Origin of the sequence: Arthrobacter sp. NPDC093128 (assembly GCF_040683875.1) — a bacterium.
Taxonomy (GTDB): domain Bacteria; phylum Actinomycetota; class Actinomycetes; order Actinomycetales; family Micrococcaceae; genus Arthrobacter.
In genome coordinates this window covers 373,269-386,318 of the sequence record NZ_JBFBEY010000001.1, presented here as the reverse complement: position 1 = coordinate 386,318, position 13,050 = coordinate 373,269, and the positions used below count along the sequence as shown (strand labels likewise).

Here is a 13,050-nt window from a genome sequence, read left to right as displayed (position 1 = left end):
GCGGGGCGGCGGTGCCGTCCCGTTAACGCCTGTGTCAGGCAGGGCGGAGGCTGCCGCTTGCACACAGCTGAGGCGGGGGCACCGTACCGGTGTCCCCGCCTCAGCCCTGCCGTCAATGCTTGCTTGTACCCTTGCCGGAATTGATCCCGGCGCCTACTGCTCGGCTGCCGCCCCGAGCGTCACATCCACTTGCTGTTCCTTGCCGCCACGCAGGATCGTGACTTTCACGGAGGCTCCTGCCGGCTGCTCCCGAACCGCTGCAGTCAGCTGGTTGGGATCGCTGATGGCAAGGTCGTTGAACTTCGTGACGACGTCGCCCACCTTGAGGCCGGCCTTGGCGGCAGCGGAACCGGACTCGACGGTAGCCACTTCGGCACCCACCGAGAACGACGAGTTTGAAGACGTGGACGACTTCGGCTTGACGCTGACTCCAAACTGGCCGTGCGTTGCCTTTCCGGTGTCAATGATCTCCTGGGCCACGCGCTTGGCGAGGTTGATGGGGACGCTGAAACCGACGCCGATGTTGCCGCTGGTGCTGGATTCACCGCCGGCTGAAGCGATGGCCACGTTGACACCAATGACCTCACCCTTGCTGTTGACCAGCGCACCGCCTGAGTTGCCGGGGTTGATGGCTGCATCGGTCTGGATCACGTTGAGCGAGATGGATCCCTGGTTCGAGGTGCTCTGGCTCTGGCCGCCGTCCGGCGGTGCGAACTGGAAGCCGCCTTCGCCGTCGCCTTGGGAGTCATCCGCGCCTTCCTTCGGCGCTGCCGATGAGGCAACGCTGATGGTCCGGTTCAGCGTGGAGACAATGCCGTCGGTGACTGTTCCCGTCAGGCCCAGCGGTGACCCGATGGCGATGGCGGTGTCCCCCACGTTGAGCTTGCCGGAGTCACCAAGCGTTGCCGGCGTCAGCCCGGAAGGATTGTCCACCTTGATGACTGCCAGGTCGCTGAGGGGGTCGGTGCCAACGATTTTTGCGGTGAGCACCCTGCCGTCGCTGGTCCGGACTTCGATGGCGGCGTTGGCCGATTTTCCGTCCAGGGTCACGACGTGCGTGTTGGTCAGGATGTGGCCATCGTCGTCGAGGATGATTCCCGATCCGGTGCCGCCGTCGCTTCCGCTGGTCGCTTTGATGGTCACCACACTCGGTGACGCCTTCAGCGAGGCTGCGGTGATGACATTTACGTCGTCCTTGTTGTTGACGATCACAGTGCCCGGCTGGCTGCCGGTGCTGCTGATGGCTGAGGCGGAGCCGTTGTTCAGGAAGGCATCGCTGGCAGCCACTACTCCGCCGCCCACGAGGCCAGCAGCCAGGATGCTGGCCACCAGGGTTCCCACACCGAAGGCGGCTTTGCGCTTGGGCGTGCTGGCGGGGTCGGAGGCGTACATGCTGCCCTGCTGATGCTGGCTGCCCTGGCCGGCGTAGGAGCCGCCGCCCGGGTACTGTCCATTGTGCTGGCCGTATCCGTGCTGGGCGGCAGGTCCGGCCTGCTGGCCGTAGAACGGCTGGTGGGGGGGATAGACGGGCCGCGGAGCGCCGTCGGCTTCCGGACGCGGCTGTCCCTCGCTGGCGTGCGCCGAACCGGGCTGCGGCTGGTCAATCCGGATGGTCGGGTTATCCTGGGCTGAGTCCCCGGCTGGCTGCGCCGCTGACTGGGGCTCCCGATGCCCCGCATCCAGCGGCTGCGTGTCCGCCTGAGGAGGCTGTGCCGGCCAGCCTTCCCGAGGCTTTTCCGGATCCCTTTTCTCAGGCGATGCACCCTGTGCTGGGTTCTCAGTCATTAGACTTCCTTTCATCCTTGTCTGCCTTTAACTATGGACCCTCTGACTGAAGCTAAAGCGGACGTTGGCTGGGAGGTTCCTGAACGCCGTGGGAATCCCCTTTTCGAGGGCCCGATTCACGGCTGTAGCGCTTTTCGCTGGTGGCATATTCGCCGTTGTGGACGGGCAATTAGGTGCACCATAGAATCAAATGGAATTGCCACAGCGACCTGCGGCTTTACACATGCGTGGGGGCGCTGCTGCATTCTGTGACGACTGGCTCGGCCCGAATCAGTCGCAGAAGTGCTGAAGGGTTGCACATGCGGTCTAAGTTCAAACGTCTCCTCGCCGTGATCGGCCTTGCCGGGTTGTTGGCGGTTCCCGCCACTGCCGCCTGGGCCGAAGACCCGGTGACCATCCCGTCCGGCCAAAACATTGTGGATAACGCCAATGTGCTGGGCGGCCGCAAGGCCGAAGTCCAGGAAGCAATCCAAAAGCTTCTCAAGGACGACAAGTACAACCTGTATGTGGTCACGGTAAAAAAGTTCGAAAACCCCACGGATCCCAAGGCATGGGCCCAAGAAGTGGCGAAGAGCAAGGGCATGGGTAAGGCCGACGTAATACTGGCGATGTCGGACGAGGGTAAGTACTACTTCGCGCCGAGTTCAACGAGTTCCATTGCCTCCAAAACGAGCAACATCTCTCAGAACGCCTTGGCGACGAACCTGGGCGCAGGGAAGCGCGATTTCGCCCAGGCTGCCATCGACACAGCATCGGCTGTCGGTGACGCCGCCGGCGGAGGCAGCGGTACCGTTTCCTCCGGTGACGGCGCAGGTGCTGCCGTCCTGGTGGGTGCAGGCGTCGTGGCCGCGGGCGGTGCGGGCGCTTACCTCTACTTCCGGAACCGCCGGAAGAAGGCGGCCATCGCCTCCAGCGCCAGCTACGGACCGCAGGGCGCAGAGCTGGACCCGCTGGCTTCGCTGAGTGTGGACGACCTGCGTAAGAAGAGCGGCTCGCTGCTTATTGAGGCCGATAACGCCATCAACTCGAGCGAGCAGGAACTCGGCTTCGCCCAGGCACAATACGGCGATGCCGCCGTCGGGAACTTCACGAAGGCCCTGCAGGAAGCCAAGGGCCACATGTCCGAGTCCTTCAAACTCCAGCAGCAGCTTGACGACCACATCCCTGACACCGAGGAACAACAGCGGAGCTGGCTTGGCGAGATCATCCGCCGTTCGGAAGCTGCCCTTGCCTCGCTCCAGGAGCAAAAGGCCGACTTCGATTCGCTCCGCGAGCTCGAAAAGAACGCACCCCAGGCCTTGGCCGCGGTGAACACCGGCGCGCAGGAAGCTGACGCGCGGATCGCGACTGCGGAACAGACCCTCATGACTCTGCGGGCCAAGTACGCGGACAGCGCCCTGGTCCAGGTCTCGGACAACATCGGCCAGGCCAAGGAGCGGCTCGCCTTTGTGCAGAACGCCACTTCAACGGCCCAGGACAAGCTGGCATCCGGAGAAAGCAGCCTGGCTGCCGTAGCCGTCCGTGCCGCCGAAGAAAGCCTGCACCAGACCAAGGTGCTGATCGACGCCATTGCGAAGGTCTCCGGAAGCCTGGATGAGGCCCGCAACAGCCTCGAAGCGGCAGTGGTTGACACCGCCCAGGACCTTGCACAGGCCAAGGCCATCATCCAGTCCGGCGCCCATCCGGAGCTGGCAGGACCAGTGGCCGGCGTGGAAGCTGCCCTGGCGCAGGTGAAGACGGAGATCCAGGGCGGAAAGATCGATCCGATCGCCACCCTGGAGCGGGTTGAGACGGTCCATCAGGCGCTGGACCAGTCCCTGTCCGGAATCCGCGACCAGCAGGAACAGGCCCGCCGCGCACAGGCGTCGCTGCAGCAGACCATTATGTCGGCCCAGGCACAGATCAGTGCCACCTCCGACTACATCACCGCGCGGCGCGGCGGGGTTGGGACCGAGGCGCGGACCCGGCTGGCCGAAGCCCAGCGGAACCTGGACTATGCCTTGTCCATATCCCGCAATGATCCGGTCACGGCGCTCACGTACGCCCAGCAGGCCCACGCCCTCGCGGCACAGGCAGCGCAGCTTGCCCAGGGGGACGTGGACAGCTTCGGCTACGCAAACCAGGGCTATGGCCGCGGAGGCGGCGGCATGTTCGGCGGCGGTGGGGGCGGCGGCCTCGGCGGCGCCATCCTGGGCGGCATCCTCATCAACTCCATCCTGAACGGCGGCAGCGGCGGCGGCTGGGGCGGCGGCCACAGCGACGGCGGCGGCTGGGGCGGCGACGGCGGAGGTGGCGGCGGCGGCGACTTCGGCGGCGGCGACTTCGGCGGCGGCGATTTCGGCGGCGGCGACTCCGGCAGCTTCTAGCTGATCCAAAGACTCGCGGCGGCCGGTCCCCACCGGCTGCCGGGTAGAAGCGGTACATCAACTGTTCACTGAATTCAGTGGCGACCACTGAGCAGGACGAAAGGTAACACCATGAAGCAGTCCATTTTCGGCCGCATGGCGCAGCTCGCGAAGGCGAACATCAACTCCCTGCTGGACCAGGCCGAAGACCCGCAGAAGATGCTGGACCAGATGGTCCGGGACTACACCAACAACATTGCCGAAGCAGAGTCCGCAGTGGCGCAGACCATCGGTAACCTGCGGATGCTCCAGGACGACTACAACGAGGACATCAAGAATGCCCACGACTGGGGCAACAAGGCCCTGGCAGCGTCCCGCAAGGCTGACGAGTACCGGAGCAGCGGCGATGCAGTCGACGCCCAGAAGTTCGACAACCTGGCCAAGGTCGCCATTCAGCGCCAGATGGCTGCCGAGAGCGAGGCCAAGGCTGCCGAGCCGAGCATCGCTTCGCAGAGCGAGGTTGTGGACAAGCTCAAGTCCGGCCTGGACCAGATGAAGGGCAAGCTCAACGAGCTGACCAGCAAGCGCAACGAACTCGTGGCGCGCTCCAAGACCGCCGCTGCCCAGTCGCAGGTGCACGACGCGCTCAAGAGCATTGACTTCATGGACCCCACCAGTGAGGTTGGCCGGTTCGAAGAGAAGATCCGCCGCGAAGAGGCCAAGGTCCGCGGCCAGCAGGAGCTTGCTGCTTCCAGCCTGGACGCCCAGTTCAACCAGCTTGAAGACCTCGGCGAACAGACCGAGATCGAAGCGCGGCTCGCTGCCCTGAAGTCCGGCGGCGCGAAGCCTGCGATCGGATCGTCGGCCTACTCCTCGGCTGCCGCCTCCACCGTTGAAGAAGCTGACTTCGACAAGCTGTAGGCTGCCGCTCCGGTTCGTGATCCGGACGTAAAAGGCCGGGGTCCCGCGTGGGACCCCGGCCTTTTTGATGCCGGGCCGTCGGAGGAGGGCTATCGCACAGTGACAGCCGGCTCGCCGGCTGCAGTCAGCCCGGTCCCTGCGCTGCAGCTCCCGGAACGGACGGCGCCGTCGTTGTAGACCTGGCGCAGGCAGTTACGGAGGGCCAGCTGGCCCCAATAGTTGGGATGCAGGGATTCCTGGATGTAGTAGTCGCTGAAGGCGGTACTGACAGTCCGGACCTCGTTGATCCACTCGCTGATGTCCGCGGCGCCCGTGCTTCGCCAGTCCGCCAGGGCGGTGCTGTCCAGCTTCTGCGTCGTGGCCGCGCACAGTTCATGGCCACTGAACAGCGAGGCCACATCCAGGGTGTGGATGCCGTCCACGCCGGAAGCGGCGATTCCGGCCGAAATGGTGGCGTTGATGGCGGGGACGGCGGTTCCCGAAGCCCAGTCCAGGTCTGCGTTCCAGAAACCGCAACCGTAAGTGCTTTGCCGGCTGAATCCGCTCTCGGGATAGGAAACGTCGGCGCTCCGGGGCAGGGGTGAAACGTAGTTTTGTACCACCATGCTGTATTCACCGGGCGCGTATCCGGCGGCAGTCATGGCCTTGGCCAAATTCGCGAGCGAGGTGCCGATCCGTGATGCCACGGCTGCGCGGTTCGTGTCCGAAAAGTTCGTGGCCACCGTCGCCGAGTCCTTGCAGTAGCTCGGGGACCACCACGGGCTGGTCATGAACTTGGAAACACATGTGGCGATGATGCCCGCAAACCCGAGATCGTTGCCGCCGACCGACACCACAACCATCCTCACCCGGTTGGCCGACGCGAAGTTCTGCAGCGCCAGCGCCTGGCCCATGTTTCCGGCAGCGTCGCTGTAGAAGTCCAGCCCAGGTTTGAAGTGCCCGGATGAGTTCCACGACGTGGCCGTCTTGGCGCCGGAACAGGACAGATTGAGCGCCCGGGCCTGCCCGATCCCAATCTCAGCAGAGGAAGAACGGTGGCAGCCGACAGTGCTCTCCGACTGACCGGCGTCAAGATACGCGGCGTCGCCCAGCGCGTCAGTTTGAGGGGTCACTCGAATTGCCCGCCCAGCGCCCCGCCTCCCCCGAAATATAGGAATCCCCTACGCTGACCACCCACCCGTCACCGGGAGGAGGAGCCGCGTGCACAGCTGGGGCGGTCAGGGCGGAAACGGTGATTGCGACAGCCAGAGCGGCGAAGAGCACCCGCCTGGCCGGGTGCCTGGGGACCGCCATCCGGGGCTGTCCGGCCGGTGCAAGGAATAGCTTCATTGGTCATCCTTTTCCCTGTCCGCGGCAACATTGCGGCGAACAGGTTGCCGGCGCCCGGCCGCCTCCAACCGGATGCCGTCATCAACAGGAAAAGGACCTGATCCGAAGGGAACCGTCCGTGCGGAGAATCCGCGCAGCGGACGGCGTGGAGCGAGTCTACGGCGAAGTTACCGGCCAGTAAATAGCGCTGCCCGGCGTGTACCGTGGAAGCATGCCTTCCACCATCGTCTGGCTTCGTGATGACCTCCGCCTGGATGACAATCCGGCCCTGGCCGATGCGGCAGCCCTGGGCCACGCCATGACTGTCGTCTATGTCCTGGATGAGGAGTCAGCCGGCGTGCGCCCCTTGGGCGGCGCCGCCAAGTGGTGGCTCCACCATTCCCTTGCCTCTCTGGCCAGTGACCTGGAAGCCGTAGGCTCCCGGCTGGTGCTGCGACGTGGGAGCGCCGCCGGCATCATCTGGGAGCTGGCAGCCGAAACCGGGGCCACGCATCTCCGGTGGAACCGCAGGTACGGCGGACCCGAACGCACCATCGATGCAGGGGTGAAGGGCTGGGCCGCAGATCACGGCCTGGATGCCGCGAGCTTCCAGGCCAGCCTCATGTTCGAGCCGTGGACTGTGCGCACCGGAGCGGGCGGACCGTACAAGGTATTCACGCCCTTCTGGCGCGCCTGCCTTGAGAGCGGCGAGCCGCGCATGCCCGCCGACGCCCCGGACAGGCTTCCGGCTCCGGGCCGCGACACCCGCGGTGCGTTGCCGGGCAGCGATGACCTGGAGGCCTGGGGGCTGCTCCCCCGCACCCCCGACTGGAGCGCAGGCCTCGCGGCAGTGTGGACCCCCGGTGAATCAGGCGCGCACGCACGCCTGCAGGACTTTGTGGACGGGCCCGTCGAGGACTATGGGACCGGTCGCGACACACCAGGACTCGAGGGCACCAGCCGCCTCTCACCCCACCTTCGCTTCGGTGAGATCAGTCCCTTCCGCGTCTGGCAGGCGCTCCGTGAGCGGTTCCCACGCCAGGCGCCTGCCGACGTCGGGATCTTCCGGTCCGAACTGGGTTGGCGGGAGTTCTGCTGGCAGCTGCTGTACGAGAACCCGGCGCTGGCCACCCGCAACTACCGTCCCGACTTCGACCGCTTCGAGTGGCAAACGCCGTCGGACGCAGAGCTGGCGGCCTGGCAGCAGGGCCGGACAGGCTATCCGCTGGTGGACGCTGGAATGCGTCAGCTGTGGCAGACGGGCTGGATGCACAACCGTGTCCGGATGGCGGCCGCATCGTTCCTGGTGAAGAACCTGCTGGCTGACTGGAGGCTGGGGGAAGCCTGGTTCTGGGACACGCTGGTGGACGCCGACGCAGCCAGCAATCCGGCCAACTGGCAATGGGTGGCCGGATCGGGAGCGGACGCCTCCCCCTACTTCCGGATCTTCAACCCTGTGACGCAAAGCAAGAAGTTCGATGCAGCGGGCCGGTACCTGCGGGATTTCATCCCGGAACTCGCGGACCTGAGCGACAAAGAGATCCACGAACCGTGGAAGGCGCCGGAACTGGCCGTCGGCTATCCGGAGCCTGTGGTGGGCCTGCCGGAGTCGCGTGAGCGGGCCCTGGAGACCTACCAGAGGCTCAAGGACAGTTGACCGGTGGCCCGAACCGCGGCCCGGACTGCCACGTGCGTCAGCGGGCCGGTCAGCGGCTGCTGACCTTGCCCATCAGGGAGGCAACGGGGCTCAGGAAGAGCGGCCGGGCCAGGAACCACGCCGCGACCATCGCTGCGACCGATGCTGCGAAGATGCCGAAGCCCACCCAGCTGACGTCGTCGCTACCGCCGTACATGTGGTTGAGGTTCCGCAGCGCACCGGTGGCCAGGACCAGGAACACGTGGACGACGACGAACGCAACAAAGTAGATCATCACCGGGAAGTGCACGGCGCGGGCTGCCTCGATCGGGTAAGCCTTGTTCAGCGCCTTGGCGTTCTTGGGCCAGGCCGACGACATCCGCAGGCCTGTGATGAATGCCAGGGGCGCGGCGATGAAGACGGTGACGAAATAGGTCAGCAGCTGGAGGGCGTTGTAGTTGACCCAGCCGTTCTCCGTGGGCCAGTTCAGCGACGCGTACTGCAGCGCGGCCGAGAGCGCGTTGGGGAAGACATCCCAGCTGGTGGGCACGATCCGAACCCACTGGCCGGTGGCGAACAGCAGGATGGCGAACACAATGCCGTTGAGGATCCACAATACGTCCAGGACGAGGTGGAACCACAGTGCCAGGCTGATTTTCGTCGGCGCATTCCTGGTCCGGATCAGGCCTTTGTTGTTCCGCGTCCAGTAGGCAGCGGGGCGGGTCTGCGTGCGCACCTGCCAGCCGGAACGGATGATCAGCAGCAAGAAGAAGCCGTTGAGGAAATGCTGCCAGCCCAGCCACGCGGGGAAGCCGACGGGAGCACCCTCGGGAAGCTCTGAGTGACCCGGATAGTCCGCCACGAAGTCTTGCACTCCGGCAAGCCCTGTGGCCCACTTCGCGAGCAGCACTACGAGAAGCAGGGCGACGAGCACAGCCGGTACTGCCCAATACAGTTTGGGCCACTTGCTCTTCGCAGTTCCGGACTTCTTCTTGGTTGGTAGTGACATCGAACAGCATTCCTCTCGAGAATGATCGACCAGTGACGTAGGCGGGTCCACCCCCGGCCGGGCTGCACCGGCGGGAGCGGCGGCTGGGTGAAGTGCGCCTTAATAGCTTGAATCATGAACGGCGGAAGAGCGAACCCGTGTGCGGCGGCGGTCATGCCCCGCAACATAAAAATCCGTTCCCTTGGAGACGACGGCCTGCCAATGCGGTGATCGTCGTTGAACAGCCACGTGGCACGGTAGGACGTTGCCTCCGCGAATGAGAATACTAGGAAATGCTAGTAGTTGGGGCCTCTGACAAAGAAAGAGGCCCTGACCGGCTTATTTCCCGGTCAGGGCCTCTCATTGGTTGCGGGGACAGGATTTGAACCTGTGACCTCTGGGTTATGAGCCCAGCGAGCTACCGAACTGCTCCACCCCGCGTCGCAAGATCAACACTACCGCACTTTCGCGGCCGCCCTGACCACGGCGCCTTCCGGGGCGCCGGAAGGGCCGCTAGAGGGGCCGTCGGAAGGGCCGCCGGAGGGCCCGGTGACGGGTTCTGCTGCCGGACGCAAACCCGCCCAACCCACCGTCGGACCGACCGGAAGGGCCGCCGGACCGCCATCCGCCCGCCCGGGCGACCCCAAAAACGACAAAGCAAAAGGCCCGGAACTCTCTTTCGAGAATTCCGGGCCTTTCCTTCAGTTGCGGGGACAGGATTTGAACCTGTGACCTCTGGGTTATGAGCCCAGCGAGCTACCGAACTGCTCCACCCCGCGTCGCAAGAACAACATTACCCGCCAGTGAACTTCAGGCCAAATCGAGGGGACGTGATCTGTGTCTCTGCGGCGCCGGGACCGCCAAAACACCCGTGGACCGGCGGGCGCAGGCAGGTGCGGGCGTCCCGGTTGCTGCGGCAACGGCAAAGGCCGGCCTCCCCCGTCCTTGCGGAAGCAGAAGCCGGCCTGTGCGGGGCTGGGCGGGCTAGCGCCAGCCACGCTGCGTGATCAGTTGTTCGGAGTGGGCGACGGCGTCGCGGCAGCTGACGGGTCAGCCGTGGGCGCCGGGGTGGCTCCCTGCGTCGGTGTTGCGCTGTCGGCGCCGAGCTTGGCTTCGGCGTCGATCGCCTTTTGCAGAGCGGCATTGAGCTTCTTTTGCTGCTCTCCGTAGGCTGCAAAGTCACCCTTGGCGAGGGCTTCCTGACCGGCCCGAATGGCTGCGTTCGCTTCTTCCAGCGCGGCCTTCAGTTCAGCCTTGGCATCCGTGCCGCCGGTGGCAGGAGGAGTGCCGCCGGTCGCGGGAGGGGGCGTCTGGCCATTGTTGTCCGAGTCCCCGGCTGATGCGCCCGAGTCACCGCCGAACAGCTGGTTCAATGCCTGGTCCAAGGTCGGCGCGAAGCCAATCTTGTCACCGAAGGCCACCAGGACGCGCTGCAGCGTGGGGTACGACGTTTCGCCCGTGGAGCGCAGGTAGACAGGTTGCACGTACAGCAGGCCACCACCCGCCGGGAGAGTCAGAAGGTTGCCGTTGAGCACGTCGGACGCGCCCTGCCGGAGCAGGTTCAAAGCCTGGGACACCGTGGGATCCGAGTTGAACTTGTTCTGGGCCTGGCCCGGGCCGGGAACCTGCGCTTCCGGTGGAATCTGCAGGAGCCTGAGCTGGCCATAGCTTTCGGCCTTGACACCCTTCTGGTTACCGGCGTCGGAATCCGCAGCGAGGAACCCGTAAAGCACGTTTCTGGCGGTTCCGTTGACCACCTGCGGAATGAACGAAGACGTGAGCTGGAAGGCAGGCTTGTCCTGGTCCGGCATCTTCAGCGACATGTAGAACGGAGGCTGCTTTACCGGCTCAGTGACTGTGGGATCATTCGGCACGGACCAGGCGTCATTGTTCGTGTAGAAGTTGTCCGCCTGGGTGACGTGGTACCGGCCCAGCAGTTCGCGCTGGACCTTGAACAGGTCCTCGGGGTAGCGGACGTGGCTCATGAGCGCGCCGGACATCTCCGAGTACGGCTTCAGGGAGGTCGGGAAGACCTTCTGCCATGCCTTTAGCACCGGGTCCTGGTCGTCCCACGCGTACAGCGTGACGGAGCCGTCGTAGGCGTCAACAGTTGCCTTGACGGAGTTACGGATGTAGTTCACCGAGCTGTTGGGCAGGGCAACGCTGCGCCCCGCCGTCGTCTGTGAATCCGCGGTGGCCGACGACAGCTGTTCCTGCTGCGAGTAGGGGTAATACTGGCTGGTGGTGTAGCCGTCCACAATCCATTTCACCCGGCCGTCAACGACTGCCGGGTAGGCGTTGCCGTCGACCGTGAGGTACGGGGCGACCTTTTCGACGCGGTCACGCGGGTTGCGGTCGTAGAGGATCTGCGAATCGGCGTTCACACCGTCGGACAGCAGGAGGTCGGAGGACTGGAACTTGATCGCGTAAAGGACCTTGTTGAAGAAGCTACCGACGTTCGGGCCACCGTTGCCGGTAAAGGTGTACTGGGTTTCGCCGTCGCCCTCCTTGCCGGCCGGGCGGTCCTGCTCGCGGTGGGGTGAACCGTCCGGGGCTCCGACAATCGAGTATTCAGGGGAATTCTCACCGAAGTAGACCCGGGGCTGATAAGTCGTATCGTTGCCGAGGACTCCGGTTGACGGAATGCCGGCCTGAAGGAACTCCGGCTTGCCGTCGGCGGTGAACTTGTTGCCCTTGGCGGCCACCACACCGTAACCGTGGGTGTAGACCACGTGCCGGTTCAGCCAGGACTGCTGGTTGGCGCTCAGGCCGTCGGGGTTCAGCTCACGGACGGCGATCACGGTGTCCTGGACCTTGCCGTCCACTTCGTACCGGTCGACGTTGAGCGCTTTCGGGAACTGGTAGTACGGCCGGTACTGCTCCAGCTGGGAGAACGCGTCCGAAATCAGGTTCGGGTCCAGGAGCCGGATATTGGCAGTGGTTTGTGCATCAGGAGCCAGTGCGCCGGTGGTGGCGGTAGTGGTGGCGTTATACCGCTTCTCCTGGATCTTATCCAGGCCATAGGCAGCACGGGTCATGCTGATGTTCCGCTCGATGAATGGCTTCTCAAGCGTCTGTTCCGACGGGCGCACCTGGAACTGCTGGATGACCCACGGATAGACACCGCCGGCAAGGATGGAGGTAATGACCAGCATTGCCGTGCCGATGACGGGCAGGCGCCACTTGCCAATCACGGCGGCGACGATGAACAGGATTGCGACCAGTGCGGCAGCCACGGCCAGGATGGACTTCGTAGGGATCACCGCGTTGACGTCGGTGTACAGCGCACCGGCCCAGCGTCCGCCGCTGTTCTGCACGGCCGAGTAGCGGTCCAGCCAGAAGTTCACGCCAAGCAGCAGCAGGAAGGCTGCGCCCGTCACGGCGAGGTGGATCTGTGCGGCCCGGCTGGTGAAGATGCCGCGCTCCATGATCCGGATGCTGCCGTACAGGTAATGCGTGAGGATTCCCGCGATGCCGGCGACCACCACCACGCTAATGAGGAAGCCCGTGACGAAGCCGAGGAACGGCAGGGTCATCAGGTAGAAGCTGATGTCGAGGTTGAACTGCGGATCGTTCTGGCCGAACGGCTCCTGGTTCAGGAAGAGCAGCACTTTCTGCCACTGGCTGGCGGCAGCGCTTCCGGCGAACAGGCCGAAGAGTATTGGCAGGCCGATCATGACCACCCGGCGGACGGGTTCCAGCTGCGCCTGGTAGCGGTTCAGGTTGTCCCTGATCTCCGAGTCCGGGGCGTAGACGGGACGCGCGTGGTAGGCGATCCGGATGGCATAGAACATCGCAGCGAACATGAGCGCGAAGGCGACCAGGAAGATGACGATCCTGGCCAGGTTTTCCGTGAGGAAGACTTCAAAGAACCCAAGCTGCTGGTACCAGAGAACATCGGTCCAAACATTGGCAAAGAAGATGAATCCGACCACAACCAGTGCTACGACGATCAACGTCGGCGTCAAGGCACCTCGCCTTGGCTGGGGTCTTCCGGGCGGAGTGGAGCTGGCGGGACGGGACAAACTCGGTACCTCATAGCTGGTCGTCAGTTACTGGTTTTGTCA

General features: G+C 64.6%; 8 protein-coding genes and 2 tRNA genes. 3 read left to right on the top strand and 7 right to left on the bottom strand.

Annotation, left to right across the window (positions count from 1 at the left end; all coding sequences use genetic code 11):
* Positions 1–153 precede the first annotated feature (153 nt).
* Positions 154–1,785, bottom strand: coding sequence for a trypsin-like peptidase domain-containing protein (locus AB0N24_RS01835; protein WP_364119600.1), 1,632 nt, complete (start codon positions 1,783–1,785; stop codon positions 154–156).
* 299 nt (positions 1,786–2,084) lie between these two features.
* Between AB0N24_RS01835 and AB0N24_RS01830 the strand changes: the two genes are divergently transcribed.
* Together AB0N24_RS01830 and AB0N24_RS01825 are read left to right on the top strand one after the other, a co-directional pair.
* Positions 2,085–4,151, top strand: coding sequence for a TPM domain-containing protein (locus AB0N24_RS01830; protein WP_364119597.1), 2,067 nt, complete (start codon positions 2,085–2,087; stop codon positions 4,149–4,151).
* Positions 4,152–4,262: 111 nt separating this feature from the next.
* Positions 4,263–5,051, top strand: a complete 789-nt coding sequence (locus tag AB0N24_RS01825; protein WP_364119594.1) for a PspA/IM30 family protein — start codon at positions 4,263–4,265, stop codon at positions 5,049–5,051.
* A gap of 89 nt (positions 5,052–5,140) precedes the next feature.
* On the opposite strand, the gene AB0N24_RS01820 is transcribed toward AB0N24_RS01825, so the two are convergent.
* Both AB0N24_RS01820 and AB0N24_RS01815 read right to left on the bottom strand, forming a co-directional pair.
* Positions 5,141–6,163 (bottom strand): hypothetical protein, encoded by a 1,023-nt coding sequence (locus AB0N24_RS01820; RefSeq protein WP_364119591.1) that lies wholly within the window; start codon positions 6,161–6,163, stop codon positions 5,141–5,143.
* Positions 6,147–6,380, bottom strand: a complete 234-nt coding sequence (locus AB0N24_RS01815; protein WP_364119588.1) for a hypothetical protein — start codon at positions 6,378–6,380, stop codon at positions 6,147–6,149. The genes AB0N24_RS01820 and AB0N24_RS01815 overlap by 17 nt, the downstream gene beginning before the upstream one ends.
* 211 nt (positions 6,381–6,591) lie before the next feature.
* Here AB0N24_RS01815 and AB0N24_RS01810 point away from each other — a divergent pair, with 211 nt between their 5' ends.
* Positions 6,592–8,016, top strand: coding sequence for a deoxyribodipyrimidine photo-lyase (locus AB0N24_RS01810; RefSeq protein WP_364119586.1), 1,425 nt, complete (start codon positions 6,592–6,594; stop codon positions 8,014–8,016).
* A 49-nt stretch (positions 8,017–8,065) separates the two neighbouring features.
* Here the strand turns inward: AB0N24_RS01810 and AB0N24_RS01805 are convergent, their stop codons facing one another.
* The 4 genes from AB0N24_RS01805 to AB0N24_RS01790 form a co-directional block, all read right to left on the bottom strand.
* Entirely contained in the window at positions 8,066–9,004 is a 939-nt protein-coding gene (locus tag AB0N24_RS01805) for a hypothetical protein (RefSeq protein ID WP_364119583.1), read from the bottom strand.
* Positions 9,005–9,347: 343 nt separating this feature from the next.
* Positions 9,348–9,424, bottom strand: a tRNA-Met gene (locus tag AB0N24_RS01800).
* A 264-nt stretch (positions 9,425–9,688) separates the two neighbouring features.
* Positions 9,689–9,762: transfer RNA gene (locus AB0N24_RS01795), tRNA-Met, on the bottom strand.
* Positions 9,763–9,990: 228 nt separating this feature from the next.
* On the bottom strand, positions 9,991–13,008 hold the full coding sequence (locus tag AB0N24_RS01790; RefSeq protein ID WP_364119580.1) for a UPF0182 family protein: 3,018 nt from the start codon (positions 13,006–13,008) through the stop codon (positions 9,991–9,993).
* Positions 13,009–13,050: the final 42 nt, after the last annotated feature.

Coding starts and splice junctions, on each gene's coding strand:
- AB0N24_RS01835 (WP_364119600.1), bottom strand. CDS start 1,785: ATGACTGAGAACCCAGCACAGGGTGCATCGCCTGAGAAAAGGGATCCG.
- AB0N24_RS01830 (WP_364119597.1), top strand. CDS start 2,085: ATGCGGTCTAAGTTCAAACGTCTCCTCGCCGTGATCGGCCTTGCCGGG.
- AB0N24_RS01825 (WP_364119594.1), top strand. CDS start 4,263: ATGAAGCAGTCCATTTTCGGCCGCATGGCGCAGCTCGCGAAGGCGAAC.
- AB0N24_RS01815 (WP_364119588.1), bottom strand. CDS start 6,380: ATGAAGCTATTCCTTGCACCGGCCGGACAGCCCCGGATGGCGGTCCCC.
- AB0N24_RS01810 (WP_364119586.1), top strand. CDS start 6,592: ATGCCTTCCACCATCGTCTGGCTTCGTGATGACCTCCGCCTGGATGAC.
- AB0N24_RS01805 (WP_364119583.1), bottom strand. CDS start 9,004: ATGTCACTACCAACCAAGAAGAAGTCCGGAACTGCGAAGAGCAAGTGG.